General features: G+C 58.0%; 18 protein-coding genes and 1 pseudogene. 13 read left to right on the top strand and 6 right to left on the bottom strand.

Going from position 1 to position 23,084, the window contains the following annotated elements:
• The first annotated feature begins 3 nt into the window (after positions 1–3).
• From ABIA73_RS15500 to ABIA73_RS15475, 6 genes and pseudogenes are all read left to right on the top strand, one after another.
• Complete coding sequence (locus ABIA73_RS15500) at positions 4–417, top strand: ExbD/TolR family protein (protein WP_025875547.1); 414 nt, start codon at positions 4–6, stop codon at positions 415–417.
• Between the two features lie 149 nt (positions 418–566).
• On the top strand, positions 567–2,027 hold the full coding sequence (gene cls / locus ABIA73_RS15495) for a cardiolipin synthase (protein WP_025875545.1): 1,461 nt from the start codon (positions 567–569) through the stop codon (positions 2,025–2,027).
• Positions 2,028–2,067: 40 nt separating this feature from the next.
• Positions 2,068–2,328 (top strand): membrane protein, encoded by a 261-nt coding sequence (locus ABIA73_RS15490; protein ID WP_025875543.1) that lies wholly within the window; start codon positions 2,068–2,070, stop codon positions 2,326–2,328.
• Positions 2,329–2,337: 9 nt separating this feature from the next.
• Positions 2,338–3,081: a pyridoxine 5'-phosphate synthase gene (locus tag ABIA73_RS15485; RefSeq protein ID WP_025875542.1), complete on the top strand. Its 744-nt coding sequence runs from the start codon at positions 2,338–2,340 to the stop codon at positions 3,079–3,081.
• Between the two features lie 302 nt (positions 3,082–3,383).
• Positions 3,384–3,647: pseudogene (locus ABIA73_RS15480) on the top strand (hypothetical protein); the annotation flags it as partial.
• Between the two features lie 314 nt (positions 3,648–3,961).
• A complete protein-coding gene (locus ABIA73_RS15475) occupies positions 3,962–5,053 on the top strand; it encodes a PA0069 family radical SAM protein (protein ID WP_241877571.1) in 1,092 nt (363 codons plus the stop codon).
• A gap of 46 nt (positions 5,054–5,099) precedes the next feature.
• On the opposite strand, the gene ABIA73_RS15470 is transcribed toward ABIA73_RS15475, so the two are convergent.
• Positions 5,100–5,258, bottom strand: a complete 159-nt coding sequence (locus ABIA73_RS15470) for a hypothetical protein (protein WP_354275992.1) — start codon at positions 5,256–5,258, stop codon at positions 5,100–5,102.
• 545 nt (positions 5,259–5,803) lie between these two features.
• On the opposite strand from ABIA73_RS15470, the gene ABIA73_RS15465 reads away from it, so the two are divergent.
• The 3 genes from ABIA73_RS15465 to ABIA73_RS15455 all read left to right on the top strand — a co-directional run bounded on the left by ABIA73_RS15465 (position 5,804) and on the right by ABIA73_RS15455 (position 11,197).
• Positions 5,804–7,105, top strand: a complete 1,302-nt coding sequence (locus ABIA73_RS15465; RefSeq protein ID WP_354275991.1) for a tyrosine-type recombinase/integrase — start codon at positions 5,804–5,806, stop codon at positions 7,103–7,105.
• 208 nt (positions 7,106–7,313) lie between these two features.
• Entirely contained in the window at positions 7,314–9,041 is a 1,728-nt protein-coding gene (locus ABIA73_RS15460) for a hypothetical protein (RefSeq protein WP_354275990.1), read from the top strand.
• A 29-nt stretch (positions 9,042–9,070) separates the two neighbouring features.
• Positions 9,071–11,197 (top strand): integrase, encoded by a 2,127-nt coding sequence (locus ABIA73_RS15455; RefSeq protein ID WP_354275989.1) that lies wholly within the window; start codon positions 9,071–9,073, stop codon positions 11,195–11,197.
• Positions 11,198–11,921: 724 nt separating this feature from the next.
• Here ABIA73_RS15455 and ABIA73_RS15450 read toward each other — a convergent pair.
• Both ABIA73_RS15450 and ABIA73_RS15445 read right to left on the bottom strand, forming a co-directional pair.
• The gene (locus tag ABIA73_RS15450) at positions 11,922–12,485 is read right to left on the bottom strand and encodes a cyclin-dependent kinase inhibitor 3 family protein (RefSeq protein ID WP_354275988.1); all 564 of its coding nucleotides are present in this window, start codon (positions 12,483–12,485) and stop codon (positions 11,922–11,924) included.
• A gap of 87 nt (positions 12,486–12,572) precedes the next feature.
• Positions 12,573–13,019: an NIF family HAD-type phosphatase gene (locus ABIA73_RS15445; protein WP_241877576.1), complete on the bottom strand. Its 447-nt coding sequence runs from the start codon at positions 13,017–13,019 to the stop codon at positions 12,573–12,575.
• 960 nt (positions 13,020–13,979) lie between these two features.
• On the opposite strand from ABIA73_RS15445, the gene ABIA73_RS15440 reads away from it, so the two are divergent.
• Complete coding sequence (locus ABIA73_RS15440) at positions 13,980–14,255, top strand: helix-turn-helix domain-containing protein (RefSeq protein WP_241877577.1); 276 nt, start codon at positions 13,980–13,982, stop codon at positions 14,253–14,255.
• Positions 14,256–14,577: 322 nt separating this feature from the next.
• Here the strand turns inward: ABIA73_RS15440 and ABIA73_RS15435 are convergent, their stop codons facing one another.
• The gene (locus ABIA73_RS15435; RefSeq protein ID WP_241877578.1) at positions 14,578–15,228 is read right to left on the bottom strand and encodes a hypothetical protein; all 651 of its coding nucleotides are present in this window, start codon (positions 15,226–15,228) and stop codon (positions 14,578–14,580) included.
• An 842-nt stretch (positions 15,229–16,070) separates the two neighbouring features.
• A complete protein-coding gene (locus ABIA73_RS15430) occupies positions 16,071–17,408 on the bottom strand; it encodes an AAA family ATPase (protein ID WP_241877579.1) in 1,338 nt (445 codons plus the stop codon).
• A gap of 611 nt (positions 17,409–18,019) precedes the next feature.
• On the opposite strand from ABIA73_RS15430, the gene ABIA73_RS15425 reads away from it, so the two are divergent.
• Positions 18,020–18,601, top strand: coding sequence for a hypothetical protein (locus tag ABIA73_RS15425; RefSeq protein WP_241877580.1), 582 nt, complete (start codon positions 18,020–18,022; stop codon positions 18,599–18,601).
• A 12-nt stretch (positions 18,602–18,613) separates the two neighbouring features.
• Here ABIA73_RS15425 and ABIA73_RS15420 read toward each other — a convergent pair whose 3' ends face one another.
• Complete coding sequence (locus ABIA73_RS15420) at positions 18,614–19,516, bottom strand: helix-turn-helix transcriptional regulator (protein WP_241877581.1); 903 nt, start codon at positions 19,514–19,516, stop codon at positions 18,614–18,616.
• Positions 19,517–19,625: 109 nt separating this feature from the next.
• Here ABIA73_RS15420 and mblB point away from each other — a divergent pair, with 109 nt between their 5' ends.
• Together mblB and cap2-3 are read left to right on the top strand one after the other, a co-directional pair.
• On the top strand, positions 19,626–20,801 hold the full coding sequence (gene mblB / locus ABIA73_RS15415) for an anti-phage 6A-MBL system MBL-fold protein (RefSeq protein ID WP_241877583.1): 1,176 nt from the start codon (positions 19,626–19,628) through the stop codon (positions 20,799–20,801).
• Positions 20,802–20,869: 68 nt separating this feature from the next.
• Entirely contained in the window at positions 20,870–23,050 is a 2,181-nt protein-coding gene (gene cap2-3, locus ABIA73_RS15410; RefSeq protein WP_354275987.1) for an anti-phage 6A-MBL system cap2_3 protein, read from the top strand.
• The last annotated feature ends 34 nt before the right edge of the window (positions 23,051–23,084 follow it).

Raw genomic sequence — 23,084 nt, 5'->3', positions numbered from 1 at the left:
GCCATGGCATTCAGTAGTGGTGGTGGCAAGGGCCCCATGGCCGACATCAACGTCACGCCCCTCGTGGACGTGATGCTGGTGCTGTTGATCATCTTCATCGTGACCGCGCCGATCATGACGTACCCGATCGCCGTGGACCTGCCGCAGCGCGTGCTCAACCCACCGCCGCAGCTGGTCGAACCGCCGCCGCCGATCGAGCTGAAGATCGACGCCAGCAACCAGGTCTCGTGGAACAACAGCCCGATCGGTACGCATGAACTGCAGCAGCGGATGGAGCAGGAGGTCCAGCGTGACCCGACCAACCAGCCGGAACTGCGGATCGATGCCAGCCCGGATTCGGAGTACGACGTGATGGCCAAGGTTCTGGCCGCCGCGAAGAATGCTCAGATGAAGAAGATCGGCTTCGTGCAGCAGTAAATCGCTACACCGCAATACATCAGTCATGACGCGACTGCAGACGCCCCTGGAAACAGGGGCGTCTTTTTTTGTGCGTGCAGGCGTCTTCCCGGCAACGCCGTTGGCAATGAATGCCTCTGGCCGGTGCCTGTCCCCGCTATGATCGGCGGATGCTCGCCCTCTTCGATTCCGTGCGCCATTGGCTTGATGGCATCGCCCACCTGGGAACGATCCTGGCGGTGGCCTATCTGCTGTATCTGCTGGCGTTGACGGGCTGGATCATGCTGCAGAAGCGCGAGCCGGTGGCCACGTTGAGCTGGATCCTGTCGCTGGCGCTGCTGCCCTACCTGGGCCTCTTCATCTATTACCTGCTGGGCCCACAGAAGGTGAAGCGGCAACGGCTGCGGCGCGGTCGCGCGCGCTCGGGCATGGAGCACTACAGCGATGTCTGCCCGCCCGATGCCGACTGCACCGAACTGGCCAAGATCGCGCAGGCGACCACCGGGCTGGCGCCAAGCACAGCCACCGAAGTGACCTGGCTGGTCGACGGCGCGGCCACCTACGCCGCGCTGCTGGAAGCGGTGGCACAGGCGCAGGACCATGTGCACCTGGAGTACTACATCTTCAATCCTGACCACGCCGGCACCGCGTTGCGGGATGCGTTGGTGGAACGGGCCAACGCCGGCGTGCAGGTGCGGCTGCTGCTGGATGCGGTAGGTTCTTCGGCCGTGCGTCAGCGCTTCCTGCAGCCGCTGTTGAACGCCGGCGCTGAGGTGATCTGGTTCCATCCGCGGCAGTTGCTGAAGCCGTTCAAGCGACCCTGGTTGAACCTGCGTACGCACCGCAAGCTGGTGATCGTCGATGGCCGGCTGGCGTTCACCGGCGGCATCAACATCACCGACGACGAAGACGAAAGCCGCAACCCGGATGCTTACCGCGATCTGCACATGCGCCTGCGCGGGCACGTGGTGCGCAGCCTGCAGCTGGTCTTCGCCGAGGACTGGCTGTACGCCAGCGGCCAGGACCACTCGCGGTTCGATATCGCCCGGCTGTGGCCCAGCGACATGCCCCTGCGCGGCGACGGCGCGATCAACGCGCAGGTGCTGGTGTCCGGCCCGGATTCGGGATGGGAGACCATCCATCGCCTGCACGTGGCCGCCATCCAGGAAGCACGTGAGCGGGTCTGGCTGGTCACCCCCTACTTCGTACCCGGCGAGGCGGCGCGGATGGCGCTGACCTCGGCCGCACTCGGTGGCCTGGACGTGCGCCTGCTGGTGCCGAAGATGAGCGACTCCTGGTTCGTGACCCAGGCCGCACGCTCCTATTTCGACGAGCTGCTGCATGCGGGAGTGAAGATCTACGAGTACGGCCCGCGCATGCTGCATACCAAGGCATTCATCGCCGACGACGACGTCTGCATCGTCGGCAGCGCCAACTTCGATCACCGCAGCTTCCGCCTGAATTTCGAGCTGTCGATGATGATCAGCGACCGTGGCCGGGTGGCGGAACTGTCTACGTTGCTGCAGTCCGAATTCGAGCGTGCCACCCGTGTACATGACCAGGCAGGACGCTCGCTGTGGCTGCACCGGCTGCCCGAAGCCTTCGCGCGATTGGCCTCGCCGCTGCTGTGAGGCAGCGCTACACTGCGGCGGTGGCCCGGGGAGACTGACAATGTACTGGCTGTACCTGCTGCTGGCGCTGGGCTGCTTCGCCTTTGCGCTGAAAACACCGAACATGGGCCTGATGTCGCTGGCCCTGCTGGGCACCCTCGCATTCCTGCTGGCATGGGTACGCGGGAGATACGCCGCACGCTTCGGCGACCTTCAGCGTGATCCGGCGACACTGGTGGACAGCGATGAACTCAGGCGTCTGCGCGAGCAGGCCAAGGTTGCTCCGGCCGACGGCAGCGACCCTCCCTCTCACTCCCCGTAGTCCCGTTCCATGACCCAGCTCAGCGTCAACGTCAACAAGATCGCCGTCCTGCGCAATTCGCGTGGCGGTGCCGAACCGGACGTGGTGCGTGCCGCCCAGGCCTGCCTGGATGCCGGCGCGCATGGCATTACCGTGCACCCGCGGCCCGACCGCCGGCACATCACCGCCGAGGACGTGCTGGCGCTGTCGGCGCTGACCCGTGCCCGTGGTGTGGAGTTCAACATCGAAGGCAACCCGTTCGCGCCGCCGCGTGAGGGCTACCCCGGGTTGCTGCCGCTGTGCGCGCAGACGCGCCCGGCGCAGGCCACGCTGGTTCCCGACGGCGATGGCCAGATCACCTCCGACCATGGCTTCGACTTCGAACGCGATGCGCAGCGGTTGCGCCCGCTGGTGGCCGAGCTGAAAGCGATGGGATGCCGGGTGAGCCTGTTCGTGGATGCCGGCAATCCGCTGCTGGAGCAGGCCGCCGATGTCGGCGCCGACCGCGTCGAGCTGTACACCGGCCCGTATGCCGAGGCCCATGCCGCCGGCGACGCCCGCGCCATGCTGGAACTGTTCGCCACCGCCGCGCGCCGTGCACAGGCCGTCGGCCTCGGTGTGAATGCCGGGCACGATCTGTCGCAGGACAACCTGCGTGACTTCCTGGCCGCCGTGCCGGAGGTGCTGGAGGTGTCGATCGGCCACGCGCTGATCGGCGAGGCGCTGTACGACGGCCTGGATGCCACGGTGAAGGGCTACCTGGCACTGCTGTAGCAGTGCATGGGACTTCTCCGCTGGGTTGAAGCCCGAAGACGTGCGGCAGGTCCCCGTGTTCCGGCCTGGCAAGCGCCCCTGTAGCCGATGTTCCCATCGCAGCTGCTGAGACACCCGTGGCCCATGCTGGCCTGCCGCGGCGATGGCGCGTGCCCGGTCCCAAGCCATGCAACCCTGTGGACAAGTCTGGGGTCAACGTATCGCCCCAGGCGCCTGCACGCCTACAGCGACGTGAATCCTGGCCGCTTGCGCCGCCTGTGGTTAGCAATAATACTAATAGCCCGCAACGGCCGGAGGGCAATATGCAGCACCCCCCTCGCAACGCCCAGGCCGCCATCAAGGGCCGGGGTTCCACGTCCCATCTTGCGGGGCGTTTTGAAAGCACCGTCAGCGAAGCGGTGGACGACGGCTGGGCAGTGGACGACAGCGAGGAGTTCCTCGCCCCGCGCCTGCGCACCGAAGTACGCGCGGAGACCGCTCGCAGCATCATCAGCCGCAACACCTCCCCGGACGTCGGCTTCAGCCAATCGGTGAATCCGTATCGCGGCTGCGAGCATGGTGCGAACGTGCCGTAAGTGCTCACGGAAATTATTTATATAAAGCAATCACATACGCGCGTTCTGATGAGCACTTTGCACGCGGAATGCAGCCCGCGCCTTTCTGCAAAGGCCAATGGAACGACTCCTAGTTCGTGCCCGTACTTCGAAGAAGCCAACCGAGCCGCTTGGCTCAACGGCGCCTGACATTGAGGTGTGGATAACTCTGGGGGCAATGAGGCGTCGAATTCAGCTCAGTCCCTACGGCTACATGAATCCCCGTCAGTTGCACTGCCTGTGGTTAGCAATAATACTAATTGTTCGCTGAAGGGCTTGGGGGAGATATGGAACAAGACGCTCGCAAGGTCCAAGCGCCAATCAAAGGCCGCGGCGCCGCCTCACGCGTACCGAGCAGATTCGACACAACAGCGACAGTCGGAATCGATGATGGTTGGGAATCAGTCTATGAAGATCTTCGCGAGATGCCCTCGCTGAGGACTGAGGTAACTGAAGAGCGGGCGCGGAGTGTGATCAGCCGTAACACTTCACCTGATGTTGGCTTCAGCGCATCGGTCAATCCCTACAGGGGATGTGAACATGGATGTGTCTACTGCTTCGCCAGACCCTCGCACGCCTACCTGAGCCTATCGCCGGGTTTGGACTTTGAGACGAAGCTCTTTGCCAAGACGAATGCCGCAGAGCGATTGCGTAGTGAGCTGAGCCGCCCGAGCTACAAATGTGCAGCAATCGCTCTAGGCATCAACACAGATGGCTACCAGCCTATCGAAAGGAGTTATCAGATTACCCGCCAATGCCTTGAGCTCCTGGCCGAGACGCGCCACCCTGTGAGCTTCGTCACCAAGAGTGCGCTGATCACCCGCGACATCAACCTGCTCGCAGCGATGGCGAAGGATCGTCTGGTCACGGTCTACTTCTCCGTGACCACACTTGATCGAAAGCTGTCAGCCAAGCTCGAGCCCAGGGCAGCGGCACCACATGCGAGATTGAGGGCGATGGATGCACTGCATAGAGCCGGCGTTCCGGTAGGAGTACTGGTTGCCCCAGTAATTCCCCGCATCACTGACAACGAGCTCGAGGCGATCCTCGAAGCAGCTCATGCCCACGGAGCGCGGGCTGCAGGGTATGTGTTGCTGCGCCTACCCAACGAGATCAAGGAAATCTGGAAAGAATGGCTGGAGCTGCACTATCCGGATCGGGCGGAACATGTGCTGAGCCTGATGCGCCAACTGCATGGAGGGAAGGAATACGACTCTACCTTCGGAACGCGCATGCGTGGTACCGGGCCCTTCGCAGATCTCCTGGCGCAGCGTTTCAAGAAGGCACACCGGCAGCTTGGCTTCACAAAGCTCCCGCCTCTGAACACAGAACTGTTCCAGCCTCCTAGGGAGTACTCCCCACAAGGCCAACTCTTCTAACGCCGAAAAAGAGCGATCGCTGCAGGCAACTAGGAACGAAACGGTCTCACGCCGTGAGACAGGCTGAGCCTAGCCTTCCCACGACGACGGAGAGCAAACCTATGAACTGGCTGAAGCTACTGCGCTTGTACTTCCCTGCCCTGCTGGCCGCTTTCTTGTCCTTGATCTGCGCGCTCATCGTGTCCTCGCTGAGCGGCAACAGCATGACCAGAGGCTTCTATCAAGCGATGATCTGGCTCCCAGTGGCCGGATTGGTTTGTGCCTTCATCCTCGGGGCTTGGACAACCTATCGCTGCAGGCAAGCAGAGCTCGGACTTGGTCCTACCTGCCCCTACTGCGGCGGGCCCCTTGGTCCCGAGAAACAAGGCCGATACAGCTTGCATCGGACATGTATGGCTTGCGGCAAGCATGCAAATGAGCGCCACTACCGCTAACGGTAGCTAGAGGTCACAGGACCTCGGACATGGTTGCCTACAGGCAAAAAAGTTGAAGCGTTGCATGCTGCAGCACCGAGTCAGCTCCGCAGCGAGCGCACAATCTGCGCACTGGCCTTGGAGAAAATGCGACCTGAGTCGCACAAACTTCGTTCTGTGAAATCGGTCTAAGAACTGCAGCGCATCCTTCCCTCTGAGCGTAACGCATTGAGTTCCCACAACTAACTGTTCGAAGATTGAGGCTGTCTGAGCGATCTCCGACAAGAATTTTTCCAGTCTTGAACTGGGAACAATGGTGCGACTATGTTCTCGCGCCATGACGATCTATGACGCTGAAATCCGGCACGTAAAAGCGCCAAAAGCAAAGGATCAAAGCGCTGGGAAGCGCACACATTCAAAACGATCCGGAGATGCCGGCACACCACTACCAGCAGGTTTCAGCTTCCTGGTCAGCCGAGACACGGCAATGGCCATCGAGCCAGCATTTGAGTTTCTTTGCTATGAAACCCTGACCAGGGAAAAGCGGCCGTCTCTTGTTTGTTCCCCTGCATCAGCAAAGGGCTGGGCTGAGGACCTCATAGACTTCCATCACTACCTCGATGCGAGAGGCAGAACGTTCGAGCTGATCGATGAAGAGCTTCTTCAAGGCTATGCATACGATTTAAACAACAGCATCTCGCCTGTGACCTTTAGAAAGTTTGCGGCAAGTACGATACGTCGCCGCTGGTCAACATTGACCAAGGCAATCCGGTTCTGCCAGAGCCGTGGCTACCTGAAAAACCGCTTCGCTATCGTAGAGGTGCAGACGCCACAGGGCACCGCTCTCAACCTCGACGTTGGAGTGAAGCTTCCGGGTCTCAATGAGGCGGACGAACACGTTACCGCGCTACATATAGACACACTCAATGGTGTGTTCGATCAGCTTGGGCCCAGTCCCACCCATGTGGAGGACGGGGAACTCATCATCAACGATGGCCTGACCGGCCCACGCCTTATGGCAGAGCTCTGCAGGCATGCTGGACTTAGAAGAGCAGAAGTCTGCGATCTGAAAGTTCAGACAGTCCTGAACGCGATCACGAATGGAAAGGACAACTTTGTTCAAGTCGCGATCCAGGTGATGGGCAAGGGATCGAAGAAGCGGAAGGTGCCGGTTCCCGTTTGGCTTCTCAACGCGCTCAAAAGATATGCCGTGGAGGAGAGAGCCCGCCTACTTGGGCCGAGGACAGCGAGGGGCGGAATGGACCACGGCTTCCTCTTCGTTCAAAGGACCAAGAACTCGCGCTACAAAGGCGAACCAGTCACTCCCGAAACACTCAATCGCGTCTTCGCCAGAGCGCGAGACGAGTATCTGAAGAAGCTGGCAAGCAAAGACGATATAGCTTATGAGCGTGCATCCCGCGAGCGAATCACGGTCCACGCGCTCCGGCACACGTTCGCCCTACACACCTATGTGGCGCGACAGACAGCCGGCGATCCAGATCCCATCAAGTACATCCAGCTGGTTCTCGGTCACGCCATGCGTCAGACCACTGAGTCCATCTACCTCCGAAGCTGCGAGGCTCACTACAGCGAGCTGGAGAGCGAGATCCTGCAAAGAATCAACGCCAGCATGAAATGAACTCAGGCCTAAGCCCTCCGTGCAGTACCGCCACTCAGAGTACGAGTGGACACTTCTATCGCTGAACCAACTGAGATCTATGGCTGGTAAACGAATATCCCACGCAAGGCACACTCCGCAGCAAGATTGCAAGCGCCAAGCCTCTCCACAGCAGGATGCTCAGAGCATAACTGAGTATGGGTGGAGGGTTGATACTACGGATCAGAAGATGGTGGTGGCTTTCGATAGAGAAGCCGGCCTAGAGCCGAACATCGTGAACCTCACCCGCTGGAAGCAAATAGGCGCCGCAGCGCCAATCTTTGCCCAAGCCTACTGCCTCGCCTTTCGATACGACGCTAGGTCTACCAGAAGTAGTTCAGCAAACAACTTCATCAGCGGCTTCGTGAAATTTGCGCGGGAGAATCAAATAGAGATCAACTCCCCAGACGACGTTCCCGAGGGCATCGGAAACGCCTTCGTCGAATTCCTCGATGCAATCGAGGATGGCAAAAAGCGGTTCTCGATCAACACACAGCTGAACTATCACAAGACCTACAAGAAAGTGGCTGAGGCGCTACACAAGCTGGACCCGGCTTGGAAACGCCTATCAGTAGCTCACCAGCCGTTTGCCGGGAAACCGGCCCTCAGCATGCCCAAGGAAGACCCGACCGAAAGGCTTGGGGTGGTGATGACCGCAGCTGCCAAACAGGCGAAGGAGACCATGGATGATGTCTGGACATCCTTACCCAGGATGCATGAGGAGCTAGCGGCGCTGATGGACGGTGGAAAGCCTAGAACTTCCAGTCCCGAAGCGAAGGTAGCCTGGATACTCGATGAGTTCGGCGGCAACTATCCGCTGCTCAAGACAGTCAGAACCCTGCCGGGCCTGAGGGATATGAAGGAGGATGAGTACGTCGAACTACGCCGAATCGCCCATCCCATCGGCATTGACCTAGTGCCTTTCTTTCTGCTGTTGAGCATGCACACGGGATTCAATGAGCAGACTCTGCGAGAGCTGACGTTGAGTGGGATTGTCCCGATCGAGTTCCTCGGAGAAGCCAGGCTTCTAATCAAATCGTCCAAAAGAAGGGCCGGGCCCAGCCAGATTGGTGCCCCGCAAAGGCGCGCCATTCCTGCCAGCGACTACGAGTTGGCACCCGAACGCCTTATCCAGTTCGTGAGAGATTGGACTGCTCGAATTCGAAGCTTCGCAATTCCCCAGATCCAAGATGACCTGTTCATGCACGTCACCTCTGAGGGGGGGAAGAACAATCGTCGCGGACTCCGCGTCGACAGCTATGCCGGAATCAACGACAACTACAACACCAAGGTCGCGAACTTCATCATGAAGTTCTGCGAGGTTCGCAACATCAAGTACTCAGCGACCAGAGACAGCAGGCTCGCATTCTCCAACTTGATCGACGAGCTATCGGGAGGTGATGCGCTCGAGCTGAAGAGGTTACTGGGCCACAAGCGAATCTCTACTGGACAGGATTCTTATCAGACCTGGGAGATGCAGAAGCGAGGCGCAGAGAAGCTAGCAGGAGCTATTGCAGCACACCAGCGGTTCATCAACTCTGGTGGAAAGATTGACTCTCGGAGGAGCACTACACAGCACGATCGGACGGCTGCTACACCTGGCTTCATCTGTGCTGATGTATTCCAGAGCCCCCAGTTTGGAGAGCGGGAGGGAAGGATGTGCGCAAGCTACGGGAAATGCCCGGCCTGCCCGCTAGCCGCTTCAGACGCGAACAAGGCTTATGCACTAGCAAGGTTCCTCCAGCTCAAAGAACTTTACGAGTCGAGCATTGGCGAGCTTGGCATCGAGATCTGGAAGAGCAAGTTCAGCGACAGCTACGAAGCCCTGACCACCAAGTGGATCCCCGCGGTCGACAGCGAGAAGAACCGGGACGCAGCCAGTCGAGTCGTTCTGGCGACGCTGCCGTCGCTCGAATAGAAGACCAGCCGTCAGTCCAACTGCCACTAATGCGAGATGAGAACGTGCCAAGTAGCGCGCTGAACGAAGAATCGAAGTTCCTCCACCCAAAGTTCAATGTCGAAGCCAGTTCGAAGCTCTGGCGGTTCGCGTATGACCTCGCTGGCTCCAACCGGGAAGAGGTAATCCTCGACTGGGAGTTTGAGGTTGGGGCGAAGTCGAAGTTCACGGACATCCAGAACAAAGGGCTTCTCCTGGAGTTTCAGAACTTCATGCAAACCGCGATTACGGCAGACGATGCCGGGATCCGTATGGAAGTCGGCAGCATCCCCAGTACCTTCATGGGTCTACGAGAGCTTGCCGTCTTCATGGTCTCTCGCGGACTGAAGAGCATTCGTGAAATGACCTCGGCACTAAGTTGGGAGTACGTGGAAGAGCTAGATGATCAGTACACCGACGTAGTGAACGTGCAGGGACGTGAGCGCAAATGGACGTTCTCGTCTGCCTTCAAGCTTCTGCATCCTCTCGTTCAGTTTCACACTGTGTCTCGAGTGTGCAAGAGCAGGCCAATTGCAGGACCTAGCGAGGCACCATTTGATGGGAGGAGCACCTACAACGTAGTGGTCCATTCCCTCGGCCTCCAGAAGAATGGCCGCCTGGGCCCAATTGAAGACGACATCTCCGTCCCCGCTCTGTCCGAGGCACAGATGTGGATTGAGTGTGGAGCGGAGGATCTTGTAGATCTTGTTAACAATGTGATGCCCGCACTAGAGCTGGCGAGATCGCAAACAGGACCTAGAAGGAATGAAGTTCTGAAGGAAATTCGATCTCGAATCGAGCGCTTTGAGATGAGTACTAATCCTTTGACAGGATTGGCTTGGCACGAATCCCTTGAGCCCTATGAAAGGACGACGGAGTACGGCGAGTTCGAAGTGAGCGGGCTTCAAGTACTCAGAAGAGCGATCATAGAGATGCAGAGTGCGTGCACGACCGTCATCCAGGGATGCACTGGAATTAGGTCGCATGAGCTGATGGGACTAAGAGTCTCAAACGAAGCGGCGATTGGCGGAGGCATTGTGGAGACCAGCCGATCGACAGATCTGGTGATGGATGTCTTCTCGCTGGTTGGGATCTCTGCCAAGCGTCAGGAAACCCAGCATCGCTGGACCGCGGGCTTTCGACCGTCGGGGACGAACAGTTTGCCAATTATCGTCGTTGCTGTAGACGTACTCTGTAGGTTGTTCGCCTACTGGAGAGAGCTGTCGGGAAGAAGCGATCTACTCCTTTCGTTCACTTCTGCGAAGTCATTGCCGACTGATGCGTCGAACGTTGGGCGCATGCATACAGCCAAGCACGCCATCCATCAGCGTGAGTTCGCGGCGAATGCTCTGGTGCGCCGTTTAGGCATCTCAAAGGAACAAGCGATTTCCCTGGTGCGGGCACTGCGTCCGCAGCGTTGGCGCCCCACCTTTGCCCATTTCGTCTATAGATCCAATCCGAAGCTCATCACTCAGCTCCGACATCACTTCCGTCACATGAGCGAGCAGATCACAGACCACGGCTACATTGGCAACGATCCAGAGCTGCTCGCAGAGCTTGAGGGTGAGCGGACAATGGAGACTGCCCGCATGATGCTTGAGATAAGCGTCGGAAAAATGGTGGTGGCAGGGCCGGCAGCGGCGCTCCTAAAGAAGCATGCAAGCTCGGTCACGCGGCTGGTGGAGAAAATGGAGGGTGAAGATTCGCTCCAGAAGGCCGCAGCATTGGTGGAGCTTGCGGATATCCACCTCTGGACGGGTACGTACGCAAGTTGCCTTATCAACATTCTTCCTGGCAAGTCCAGCTGCAACTCGCAAGCTGCGATGCTGCCTCGGGCTGCACGCCCCAACTTTGGCGCTCGATCACCAGGTCTCTGCTCATCGTGTCAGTGCTGCGTAATCCTTCCCGAACATCAGGACTTCTGGGAGCAAAGGTTGAAGGCGAATGAGCGTCTCGTCGCGGAGGAACAACGCGGACAAACCTTCAGTAAAGGCTCTGCTGCTGGAAGGCGGGTCGCACAGAGCAGAAGCATCCTCGCTCGACTGACTGAGGTTAGCGAGGTCGTGTCCGCCGATTCTGACGAAACGCCGTCACGTTGTCAGAGTCTGAATGAACCGGCGAACTACGGAGACGATTGAGTTCGAACTTGAGCGAAGCATTCTGCAGATCACTCTTGTGGAGCTGCTCGCGCAACCTGGCGATCTCCGAGCGGGCCTGCTCCAATGCAGCCCCGTTGACTGTCTGGGTCTCCTCCTTGCTGGCTCTCTGGATTGCCTCGTAGACGTGGGCGTGGCGTTCCAAGCCGGGGCGGAAATTGTTACGGCTTATGCCCGCTTCGATCGCGACGGTACGTACAAAGATGATCTTGTGGCCAGCCATCATTCTTGCTCTGATGGTTGGATGAGTTGGCTTTCCAGCCACCAGACGCTTCAGTGCATCCAGTGCGCGGCGTTCAATGCTGTCCAAGAGGCTGTCCACTCCGCTGTCTCAAACTGCGATCGGGTCGTTGCTTCCAGCGACCCAAGATCTCCACCCGATTCGTAAGTTCTCGGGAGGTAATAATGCTAGCGAAGTAAGGGTCTCGCGAGGCACCTGAGACGCGGAGTTGTGAATTCCATCTAGAATTCTTCATTGCTGGACGATTCAACGCGGAATCTTATCTGCGCCGGGTGGTAGCGCATTGGCTCCGAGCTCAGACGAGTGGGCACTGGGTTCGTGCGGGTATTTCCTGCAGGAACCTCTGTAGCAGTAATGCCAGGCGCTCGGGCTCTACTTCAGACCGAAAGCGAATGGGGGGCACTCGTTTGGAGCTAGCTCTACGGCTAGTCTTCTTACAAGGGCAGGAAGCTGATCCAGGCTTCCCTATAGGCGATGGCGGGCAGATACCCAGTTGTGCAGGAACTCCTCCTGTTCCAATGTCTCAACAGCACCAAGGCGCACGCCTCTCACGCGCTTGATCGCATCCTCGCTGCTCAGGGAGGTCTTGGTTGCGAGGAGAAGCATGCAAGCCACAGTACCTGCTCTACCAAGCCCCCCCTTGCAATGGACGGCAATCCTCTTTCCCTCAAGCAGGGCGTCGCAGAAGGGCGTTTCCAGGTCCTTCCAGCTCTGAAGGAATATGGAGTCGGGCGCGTTGCCATCCACAATTGGCAAACCGTACCACCGTAGGCCATGGGATTTCGCACGCTCCGGTAGAGCGGTGATCTGAAGCTCCTTAAACTCCCATGGCTCAATCAGGCTGATGAGATAGTTGGCGCCCCAAGAACCTATAGCTTGAAGGTCCATTTCCAGATCTCGAGACCAAGAGCCAGTCATTGCAGCTTCTTGATGTTTGCCTGGAGTGAAAGTGACTCCGATGGCTCCTCCACGTCGACCGACCGGGAGAGTTGCTATCTGAAGAGGGTTGGAAAGACTGGTTCTGGTCATGCAGACTCCGCCGATCAGTTGGTTGGTGCCTTCACGTAGAGACCAAAGAGGCCTCTAGGCGCCCTTCACAAGCTAGCTCCAGTCGCCTCATCCAGCTGACATGGAAAGCATCAACACCCTCTCCTCGATGCGTCTCCGGGAGATCCGTAAACCGCGGTCATCGGTAGGGTATGGCGACGCGAACAGTGGAGCTTCAACCCAAAACAGGAGTTGGTCGGGATGGACATAAGGGTTGTGGTCATCCAACAGCAGGGCTTGGCCCAAGCGGGGAGACACGAATCGAAGGTCTTTGGTAGGACCTTTCCATTCGACGTAGCGAGCCTCTGCGAACCAACCAGGCGCTTGCTCTTCCTCAGCCAGAAGTGATGCGATTCTTAGCGCGTTGTCCCGAGGCACCGTCGTGAAGAGCACAACCTCGTCGAAGCTGACCCGAACGTAGTCCAGGAAATCGCGAAGGCCTGGTCGAGGAATCTGACTGACCGCATTGGAGATCAGCGTTCCCTCTAGATCGAGGGCAAGGATGGTAGGACGCATGAGATAGGAGCCTGTCTACGTTTGAGTGCGTCGTAAGAGACGCGATTTGGCTCTGGGCCTGTCTTGCTGGGCACCCAGAACTGGAGGGGCAAGCCAGTAGTCGTCGCCAATGGGTAGCAGGCACTCCAATGCGACATCGACCATCAGCGGTCGCCGCCACGCGGGGTCTGGCAAGAAGCTGTAGTCAGACTTGCTTAGTGTTCCCAATGCTTGCTTGTGAGAGAGCCAGTCTGTTCGACTTCGTATCTCGCGGCTCAGCACGGTCACTGCCGCGGACTCGTCGCCGCCGGTGCTCAAGAAGTGACTGGCGGCTCCTCGAACTGATGACCAAAGCACATATCGCTTGCGTCCCAAGCTCAGCTGAAGCCAGCCTTCTTCCTGCACGCGTAAGATCTCCTCGGCGTGCTGAATCCCGATTCGATGCTTGCGTAGCAGTGACACGAGATAGGCGCCAACTTCTCGGTCGGAGAGCTGACGCCAAAGCCACTGACGGTCGTGTGCTGCGAGAGAGGGGCACCAGGCTCTCAGTGCACGGGTTAGCGAAGCACCCAGATCGCCTGGCAGCTGACTGCTTTCCCGATAGCTCCAGCTTATAGGGTCGTAAAGAGAGCGTCTTGTAGAGCCGTTTGACGAGCCCGTCTCAGCCAGAACACCCGCAGCCTTAAGGAATAGCAGCAAGTGCTGCGCAGTAGCTGGGTCAGCGGCTACAGGTGCGGAGATCGAAGTCGAGCGCTCAAGCGCACACCACGCGCATGCGTAGAACGGCCCAAGCGATACCAGTAGCGCATCGAGGTCTGGCCACGGGGAGATGAGGGTCTGTTGGTCACGTCCATAGATCACTCGATCCCCGGCAGTTCAACCAGCTCCGATGCTAGCAAGCTGCCGGGAACCCGTCCACACAATTTTCATGTATTCGCTGCCTCCGCCATAGATTCCATTCCGCCCCTACAGGCGGACCCGATGGCTACCAAAACGATCTACCAAAGTGCATACCTTCGGTTGGTCGGCCAGCTTCGCGAGCGACGTGAGTCGCTGGGGATCAGTCAAACCAAGCTGGCTTCCCATCTGGGGTGGCCTCAGCAGAGAATTTCTTCCGTTGAGTCCGGGGCACGGCGCCTGGATGTGTTGGAGTTCTGTCTCATCGCTTCCGCTTTGGGGCTCTCCCCTACCGAGGTCTCTGAGCACGTATCGAAGCTGATGAAGAGTGTGCGTGCCAGCCAGATTAAGGACAGATAGCGCCGGACGAATCGCCCCCAGAGATCAGGGCCTCTGGACCCAGCGACTATTTTCAGATCCGAACACAAATCGGAGGTCCCCCGTCGAGGCCATCCTTCCCTGGTACATTCAGAGGCAACGCATCATCTTTCCCGAGACGACACATGTAGATCCTATGCGGGAGAACATGTACGTCATCGATTGCTACTTCTAGTGGGTACAACTGGCAGCAACAACCGCGTTGGAAAGCAACGAAGGTAGATGCATTTGCGCTTACCAACAGGGGCTAGCGTTGCGCTAGCCCCGCTCCTTAGGAGATCCGCCTGTATCCATGCAGACAGCGCTACCTACGGAAGTAGAAATCCCGGTGGATGTCGTTGTCTGCCTCGCACAGGAAATCGATGCATCTCTCCAAGCGAGCCATAGTTTCGTGGAGCGCGATCTCTGAAGGATGCCTGTAGAGCGCATCTTCGAGCCTGTCCCAGCGTATCTCCCTCGTCTTGGGATGGACAAGGCGATTTCTATCGTCGAACAATTGCCTGAAATCCCTGTGGACGTCTGAATCAGGCGCGACGGTCCACTGCCTACAACATACGCCCAGGATAGCGAGCTTCTCTGTGATGCCCACCCGCTCTAGGTTCTGCTGGTAGAACTGTTCACCTAGCCGGCGGACTCCGTAGGCGTTGAGGAATCCCTCCAGAGCCATGCATACAAAAAGATGGCAGCTAATGGCATGGCGATAGGCGGCCTCGTGAAGCTTAAGAAGATCATCCGGCACATCATTCACAAACACGTCATTGAACCCGGTAGCCACCCGCGCTGTCGCCAACTGCGCTTCCCCAGCAGTTAGTCGCTCTATAGCAATGACGTAGGCGTCGGCCTCTTGATAGGCATAGCGGTAGTAAGGAGAGTGAGTATCTCTCCACGCGCCATCCCGCAGGAGTGGCATCACGGCGTCTTCCAGGTCAAAGGTGCTCTGCGAGGAACTGTTCAAGGCGAAACTCCAATGCGTTCACTTAATGTATAACAGCCCAGAGCGTCGATATCGTCACTTAGCAGAGCACAAGAATCATGCTCAATATCAGTAGCAATCGGTGCTCTAAGTCCAAGCCTCGCTACTCTCCGCCACGTCTACGCTAGAGAGCGGGTTCAGCCCCCCGGCTGCAGGTTGTGTCGACCAACCAGCCGCTCCAACGGAGCTATATCCATCGGTGTGGCGTAGGCGCGTCGTCGAACTTTTGCGCCGCCCTTTCTGCGCCTATTCCTCATGGAACCTATGGCGTTGCATAACGGCGTTCAAGTCGTTGAACAGCTCTTCCGACATGCCAAGCTCACTCAGATAGCGACCTAGATGGCAGACATAGAAGGTGTAGCTGCCCTTCGCGCTCAGTGGTATGTAGAGAATGCCTGCTCGTCTAATATGCCTTGAGTACTGATCAAAGTGCGGATGTACGATCCTAAACTTCTCAGGATCATTGGGGTAAGCAACAGGCACGTAACCCTTGACAGGTGGATCGACATGGACCTCCCTGCTGCTTTTGTACTCATTACAATCGGGACAGCAGACGCACAGGTTGAGTGGCTCAAACATGTACCCGAGGTACATAGCCTTTGGAGCAATATGCTCCACGGGAGAGCCCGCGGCAGACCTGATCGATAGGAGGTTTAGGCAATACGCGCATACCAAACCTTGTACGCGTCGGTAATGATCCCGGACATCCACACGGACCGGCTCAAGACTGGCGTCGGACCACATTGTGTGGTCGTATTCTGGATGCGCACGTACGGTCGCAATTCTATTGAGCGCATCCGCGCTAAAGGCAATAGGTTCGTCAATCAAGCCCGCTCCTCCTTGAGAAGCGCCGAGAGTGAGTCGATCAACGCTATCAGCTTATCGCTAGGGTCAAGCTTTGAGCGCACCTCGAACAACCAGTCGATTTCGCGCTTCATTTCGAGCGTAAATGGGCGGCCGACGCGCACTTGGGCGATGATATTGAAGCATACCCTGGAGATGTACTCGTTCATCATGCCGGGAGCATCAAACAGCTCCGCAAGTTGGAAGTCTGCGGAGCGGCGTTGAAACTGCGACGCAGGATAGAGCTTCCTTTTGCGTAGGTGACAGATGAAGGAGCCGGGGCCACTAAGCCTAGAGATGATCTGAGGCGAGTGCGTGGCAATCACAAACTGGCAACCGCTGTAATGCGAGAACGCGGACTGCAGGAGCGCCATGAAGCGCTCCTGCCACTCTGGGTGGAGACTGATTTCGGGCTCGTCTATCAGTATCAGAGAGTGGTCTTGGATGTGTCCTGCGACGCCGAGCATCAACACAAGCAAGCACTGCTCACCAGAGCTCGCCCGCTTAAGGCTGAAAGGTTGCCGTCCATTCTTCTCCACCTCGATGTCCATCAGCCGAAGCAAATTCTCGTCGAACAACCTTAGAATTGCGCCAAGATGTTTGGGTTCTATCACCGCTCCACTAAGAGTTGCGACGCTACTTCGGAAATCAACTGTGAGACGCAACGCGCCAGGCGCATCCATAAGGGAAGAGGCGAAGTCGAGGTCCCTCAAGACTGTCCGCAAGCTTTCGGTCGCCTCAAGGATGGATGCGACGCGAGTATCGAAGCTGTACCTGTAGGCGCCAAACTTGAAGGAGGATCTGTCGCCCCTGTGACGGCTCGACGTCTCATTTTCGCGCGAGCGTTCAAACTGCGGCTTTAAGACAAAGTTGAACACTGGAGAGAACTTCAGTGAATCCAGAACCCCCAGTAGGTTCAAGCTAGGTGGAGTTTCGGATAATTTCGACAGCAATCCGCGAGCTGCGGAAGACAGCAGCGATACAGCTGATGAAGCGCCATACATACCTTCGCCGCGCATGCCAACATAGCGGTAGTTCTTCTGTGCTTTCGCTTGTCGCCTCGGCGGGGCAGGAAACTTGTCGAACGGACTGGTTGATGCCGCAATGACCACAGGCAAGAGGGGGTCGCTAAGGCGACGAGCACTCATTAGGTTGTAGTCACTGATCCGTCCCCGAGCAATGTCCGACAACAGCCGGCTTTTCCCAACGCCGTTCTCCCCCACAACAACCGTATACGTGTTGTCCCTTGCACTGACTTCAGCCTCGTCGACCAGACGCACCGGACAACCGTCGTGGTAGACCTCGAGCACTCGTTCCATTGGGACCCTCCCTGTCTATCGGGGGAATGTTGGCAGATGTTGGGTGGCTATCCAAGATCGAGCTCCGTCCACTCCGGGCGCCACATTGTAGGGATGTGATCAAGTCAGAGGAGCGTATGTCAGTCTTTGGCCGGAGCCGCGTATGGTCAAAGACATATAACTGCTCCTTTGGCACCGCCAATCAGAAGCGAGATCGTTTCAAGCTGCGAAACACTAAGGATGCACTGCGTTGAAAGCGAGCCCTCCTCCAGTTGGCACGCGGCGAGCGGTATGCATGGCTACCGCTGGTTGGCGTCAGCCACTACAACGCCGGACATGGCTTAATGGCACTTGGCGCTTACCAACCAGGCGCCCCACCCCCGCCCAAGCACCGGCGCATCTCGGCCGGCTACTCCTGGAAAGATCGACAGGGTAGGCGGAGGTTGTCCCCGGAGGCATGGGTTATACCTTGGGGACAGATCCCGGGCACTCTACATACATCCCCTATCGGGAAGGCATAATCTAGCGGGGGATGAAGATCTCGACCACCTGCTAATCTAGTCGACGGGGAGAATGAGGTGTCTGCAAAAGGAGGATTGCTTAGGTGGATCGGAGCCTTTGTAGCTTTCGACATGGCGCTGCTGACATATGCACTGACGCCCGATTGGCGGTGGGGTGCCGCCGAGCCGAAAATGATCATCGGCGGGCTGACGACAGTGCTGTCGCCCCCCATGCTGTACATGATGACGTCAGTGTTGTCACCGGAGCTGAAGGCGGCGATCGTCTTCTGGAAAACTAGGTATCACTTGCCTGGCTATTCGGCATTCTCGAGGCACCTGAAGGAGGATTCGAGAATAGACGCCGATGCAGTTGCGGCACGACGGGGTCCCCTTCCGTTGGACCCGGATGCCCAGCAACGCCTTTGGTACAAGATTTACCGCGACCATCGCAATGATGAGGCGGTCCTTGATGCCAATCGTCGCTATCTCACTTTTCGGGATCTGGCAGTAGTCTCACTCATGGTGACCGTGGCGGCTCCCATCACACTCACTGTCTTTGATCTTGGCTTCGCCCGCGGTCCCGTTGCAGCAGTTTTCTGTCTTCAGTACCTTGGCGCTAGTGTCGTGGCCCGAGTAGCCGGTGTACGTCTGGTTCGAACTGTTCTAGCCATTGAGGGAACCCAGCCAGGTTCCGCTGCTCCTGGCGCGGCATGATCGCCCCTTCATCTACCGCTCCGGCCGCACAATGTTGGGGAGGTAGGTTGCCAGTTCGGCGCGATTGGCAAGGACGATCTGCTGCGATCTGGCGGATTCGTTCTCCTGCTCCTTGAGACCCAAGCGTGCCAACAAGTAGTAGCCCATAGCCTGTCTGCACCTCAACTTCAATCTTCCGTCTGACATGCCGTAGTCAAGTTCAATAACTCGCCGCGCGCCCTCAGAGAGCGCGGGGTTGGGGGCTATCTCGACATCGATCATGCGGTTCCACTGTTCGTCGCTACTGATCGCGGCTTGAGCGTTTCCAGATGGCTTGGCCGTCAAGATTCGGGCGAAGAGGAAGTCACGGTAGTCCTTGCGCAGATGACAGTAGGCTCGGATGTGCCATCGAAACCCGTCGTACGCCAATGCTAAGGGAGAGACACACCTTACATCTGGCTCAGCACGTGCCATGGTCTGGTAGGTGATCTCCAGAGATTTAGCGGACTGAATTGCAGTTAAGGTCTCCCGCAGGAGCGCGACATCGACCCGGCGGGTCGGGAAGCTCACGATCTCTGAAGGCGGCGGATTGCCTAGGAAGCTTAGGTCGGGGCTCAGCAAGCCAGTGGTGATGGCATGCAGCTCTGCCAAATATCGGGCGCTCGATCCTTCGGTAAAGATCGGCGCATAGGTCGGCATCGCAACGTACGCGCGTTCCTTGGCGTCGTACTTCGCATTCTCGGGCGCGCGCGCAGCGTATTCAGCAAAATCCAGAGTTGCTTGAGGGGGCGAAATTTTGAAGAACTCGACCAGGTCGGAACGATTGACCTTTCCCGCCCACAAGAGACGGGAGTCAATGAACTCTAGCCGGCGGGCCTGCCCCCAACGCTCCTTGCGGCCAGCACCGACTTTCAAGTCATTGAATTTATTAGACATTTGTGCAGCTCTCGATGTGGGCCACTAATTTTTATGACCTCGTAGTTTTTCGTAGTATAGTGCGTCCAACGGCCACCGGGGGTGGTCAACACGATGAGGCGCAACTCGAATGAGCAACATCACGTTCTTCCCGGTCGACTGCGGTGACATGACCCTGATCCGCCTCGCGGATGCTGCGGTCAGTTCTATCCTGATTGACGTTAACATCCGCGCGGCGGCGGACGATGCTGACGACACTTCAGTACGTGATGTGGCTTCGGATCTGCGAGCCAGGCTGCAGCGGGATGGGCTTGGCCGGCCCTATGTAGACGTCTTCATGTTGAGTCACCCCGACAAGGACCATTGTCTCGGTCTGGCCCGTCATTTCTACCTGGGGCCGATCGAGGACTATCCTGACGACAAGAAAGCTGATAAGGACAAGCGGATTGTTATACGTGAAATCTGGTCGTCTCCGTTGGTCTTCCGCCGTCGTTCAAAGGACCATGTTCTCTGCGACGACGCCTTGGCCTTCAATCGCGAGGCAAAGCGGCGGGTAACCCAGTACCGCCATGGTCTAGGGAACAAGGACGGTGAGCGCGTACTTCTGATGGGTGAGGACGTTGACGGCAAGACGGACGATCTCTCCCCTATCGTCATCAAACCTGGCAGTACCTTCAGCCGCATTAATGGTGCTAATAGTTCCTACTTTGAGGCAACGCTGCTCGCGCCCATCCTTTGCGATGACCCGGACATTGTTGAGGAACTGAAGAAGAACAATTCCAGCATCGTCATCAACTTCGCGTTGGAATCCGTCGAGGCCGGACGCCCCCGCTGCAAGTTCCTGTCTGGCGGTGATGCGGAGGTTTACGTATGGGAGCTTCTCTGGACTGAATATGGGAAGAGCGGTGCGCTGCAGTACGACCTTCTTCAGGCACCACACCATTGCTCGTGGCATTCGCTGTCATGGGATAGCTGGTCCGAAAAGGGCGAGAAGGCCCAAGTGTCCCCTGAAGCGCGAGCTGCCCTGGGTCAGGCGAAGACAGGTGCCGTGATTGTGGCTAGCTCAAAGCGGATCTTGGATGACAAGAATGATCCGCCGTGCATTCGCGCTAAGAGGGAGTACGAGAGCATCCTGGCTGCTGTGGGTGGAAAATTCATGTGCACCGGAGAGTATCCGCAGTACTGGGAGCAGACTCCGCTGGATCTCCAGGTTTCATTCGGGGCAGTCCGAGTCAGGAAGGCAGGCGCAGGCTCTTCTACGGTAGCGGCACTGGCTGCCGCGCCGCGTGCGGGCAGCCCTCAGTGACTTCAGATTTTCTCGACTGGGGGGTCAGCATCCCCAAAGATGAGGCTGATCCATTCCGCGATGGCCGCATGCAAGCCCTCCTCAGGGCCTGCAATGCACATGCGGATATCAATGTTGTGGAGCTGAGACGGCTTGAACACCCATTCGTCGCAGAGATCATAGTGGCCGATGTTGGTGATGGCGCCGTGTCCCCCGGGAACGACGCAGGGATTCACCGCATCGAACGAATGGCTCTTCTTTACCGAACTGGTGCCCGATTCCCATTCGAAGCTCGACCTCTCAGGAAGAGCTTTCCGAGAGCGCTGCATCAGTACTCCACGGGCGACCAAGGACCGCCGTCTCTCTGCATTATGGAGGGAGACTGGGAGCTCGCGGAACACAGGTTCACGCCAGAAGCGCTACTCGAGACCCTTCTAGCCTGGCTGGAAAAGACGGCAGATGGGACGATTCATGGGACCGACCGCGGCTTGGAGCCCGTCTTCTACAGCCTTGGGCAGTGCCTAATGCTTCCGCCGGACTTTGCGGAGGCTTTGAGCGATCCGTCCAAGGAGCTTGCTTTGATGGACGCGTGGGAGTGGGAACGCGGAGTGACATATCGCACGCGCATTGTCGCGTCCGCTTCTCCGGCACGGGCGCCTCATCGCATACTCATCATGGATGCCGCCCCAATCGCGCACCTGCCACTCTCCTCGCCGCCGTCATCGCTTGGCAGTCTTGAAGAGCTGCTTGTTGCTAAGGGAAGCTCGCTGATGCCGGGACTGGCCAAATCAGTTCAAGAGGCTTTCCGGCGATGCTGCAACGCCAACGTCCAGCCGGGTCAGGGGCGAATCATCTTGATCGTTCGTCTTCCGCGGCTAAGAGACGGTGAAGTTGTGAGCATCGACTCGATGGGCTTCAGAATCGATTGTGACCTGGTCGCGCTAGGGCTAAAAATACAGGCACTTGGCCGGTACGGAGAGAACGATACAGTCCAGCCAGTCCTTCTACTTGGAGAAGGACCAAGGTGGCCAGAGAAGGGTTGGCAAGATATCGAGGTGCTGCACATCGACGTCAGCCGCAGTCTTGATCGAGACGAGGCGAAGCGATGGTCGGGAATTGAAGACGGTGAGTTCCGCGGCGTAATTGCAGGCGTGGGCGCCCTGGGAAGTGCCCTAATCGATGTATGGTCCCGCTCCGCATGGGGCCACTGGGACTACATTGATCCCGACGTTCTGGCTCAGCACAACGTCGTCCGGCATGTCGGCACCCAAGATCAGGTTGGGCTACCAAAAGTCGAAGTTGCCAAACGCCATGCGCGGCGGACGCTCGGGTTTGCCGACCCAGATGTGAAAGCGTTGCAGTATCGGGCCTCGGACCTTGATACAGAGCCGGTGCACGCGTGCCTGAAGCGTGGCGATCTCCTCATCGATGCATCAACAACCATCCAGGTAACTAGGGCATGGTCTGGAGCGGACCTACCTCGAGGTATGGCAGCCTTCTTGACGCCGTCCGGAGATGGCTGCGTGCTTCTTGCTGAGGATAGCGCGCAGGAAATCAGAGGCGCATCGCTTGAGGCCCAGTACTACAGGGCGATCATCCAGCAAGATTGGGGAGCAGTGCATCTCGCAGCAAAGGGTCGCCCACTTCGAAGTGGGGCGGGCTGTCGCGATGTCTCTGTCGTCCTGGGCTACGACCAAGTGCTGCGAAGTGCATCATTGCTTGCAGGGCAGATCAGGAATAGGTCAATGCTTTCCGGTGCAAGTATCGATGTATGGGAGTCTTCGAGCGACGGCAGCATTCGTCACATTGAGGTGGTGGCCAGACGAACCTTTTCGAAAAAGGTCGGAGACTGGGAGATTCTCTGGGACGAAGGTCTCTGCGAACAACTCCTTGGGGAACGAGCCAACTCGCTTCCACTCGAAACCGGAGGAATCCTCCTGGGCGTCGTCGATTTCAAGTTCAACACAATCCATCTCGTGGACGGCCGTCCCGCGCCAAGGGACAGTGTGTCAACTGAGGCGGACTTCCAGTGCGGTAGTTACGGCGTGCAGGAAGACATCAATGAGGCCCAGCGACGAACAGCCGGTATGGTCCTTTGGATAGGTGCCTGGCACTCGCACCCCAAGGGCGTGAACGCAGTTCCCAGCATCCAAGATCAGGACCTTCTGTCACATCTCTGCACAAGGCTGGGTGCGCACGGATTACCCGCGGTGATGCTCATCGCGGGCGAGAATGGCATCGACGTATTCCTGCAGGTGAAAGGGAGTTAGATCGTTCTACGTGCGGACGAGTTCCCAGATCTAC

It is taken from the genome of Stenotrophomonas sp. 2694 (genome assembly GCF_040548715.1).
Classification (GTDB): Bacteria; Pseudomonadota; Gammaproteobacteria; order Xanthomonadales; family Xanthomonadaceae; genus Stenotrophomonas; species Stenotrophomonas indicatrix.
The sequence above is the reverse complement of the archived record's forward strand: the minus strand, read 5'-3'. Positions and strand labels throughout refer to the sequence as shown.

What these genes read in the sequence shown, in the direction of transcription:
- ABIA73_RS15500 (WP_025875547.1), top strand. Translation starts at nt 4, where the DNA reads ATGGCATTCAGTAGTGGTGGTGGCAAGGGCCCCATGGCCGACATCAAC.
- cls (WP_025875545.1), top strand. Translation starts at nt 567, where the DNA reads ATGCTCGCCCTCTTCGATTCCGTGCGCCATTGGCTTGATGGCATCGCC.
- ABIA73_RS15490 (WP_025875543.1), top strand. Translation starts at nt 2,068, where the DNA reads ATGTACTGGCTGTACCTGCTGCTGGCGCTGGGCTGCTTCGCCTTTGCG.
- ABIA73_RS15485 (WP_025875542.1), top strand. Translation starts at nt 2,338, where the DNA reads ATGACCCAGCTCAGCGTCAACGTCAACAAGATCGCCGTCCTGCGCAAT.
- ABIA73_RS15475 (WP_241877571.1), top strand. Translation starts at nt 3,962, where the DNA reads ATGGAACAAGACGCTCGCAAGGTCCAAGCGCCAATCAAAGGCCGCGGC.
- ABIA73_RS15470 (WP_354275992.1), bottom strand. Translation starts at nt 5,258, where the DNA reads ATGCTGTTGCCGCTCAGCGAGGACACGATGAGCGCGCAGATCAAGGAC.
- ABIA73_RS15465 (WP_354275991.1), top strand. Translation starts at nt 5,804, where the DNA reads ATGACGATCTATGACGCTGAAATCCGGCACGTAAAAGCGCCAAAAGCA.
- ABIA73_RS15460 (WP_354275990.1), top strand. Translation starts at nt 7,314, where the DNA reads ATGGTGGTGGCTTTCGATAGAGAAGCCGGCCTAGAGCCGAACATCGTG.
- ABIA73_RS15455 (WP_354275989.1), top strand. Translation starts at nt 9,071, where the DNA reads ATGCGAGATGAGAACGTGCCAAGTAGCGCGCTGAACGAAGAATCGAAG.
- ABIA73_RS15450 (WP_354275988.1), bottom strand. Translation starts at nt 12,485, where the DNA reads ATGACCAGAACCAGTCTTTCCAACCCTCTTCAGATAGCAACTCTCCCG.
- ABIA73_RS15445 (WP_241877576.1), bottom strand. Translation starts at nt 13,019, where the DNA reads ATGCGTCCTACCATCCTTGCCCTCGATCTAGAGGGAACGCTGATCTCC.
- ABIA73_RS15440 (WP_241877577.1), top strand. Translation starts at nt 13,980, where the DNA reads ATGGCTACCAAAACGATCTACCAAAGTGCATACCTTCGGTTGGTCGGC.
- ABIA73_RS15430 (WP_241877579.1), bottom strand. Translation starts at nt 17,408, where the DNA reads ATGGAACGAGTGCTCGAGGTCTACCACGACGGTTGTCCGGTGCGTCTG.
- ABIA73_RS15425 (WP_241877580.1), top strand. Translation starts at nt 18,020, where the DNA reads ATGGCGCTGCTGACATATGCACTGACGCCCGATTGGCGGTGGGGTGCC.
- ABIA73_RS15420 (WP_241877581.1), bottom strand. Translation starts at nt 19,516, where the DNA reads ATGTCTAATAAATTCAATGACTTGAAAGTCGGTGCTGGCCGCAAGGAG.
- mblB (WP_241877583.1), top strand. Translation starts at nt 19,626, where the DNA reads ATGAGCAACATCACGTTCTTCCCGGTCGACTGCGGTGACATGACCCTG.
- cap2-3 (WP_354275987.1), top strand. Translation starts at nt 20,870, where the DNA reads ATGCAAGCCCTCCTCAGGGCCTGCAATGCACATGCGGATATCAATGTT.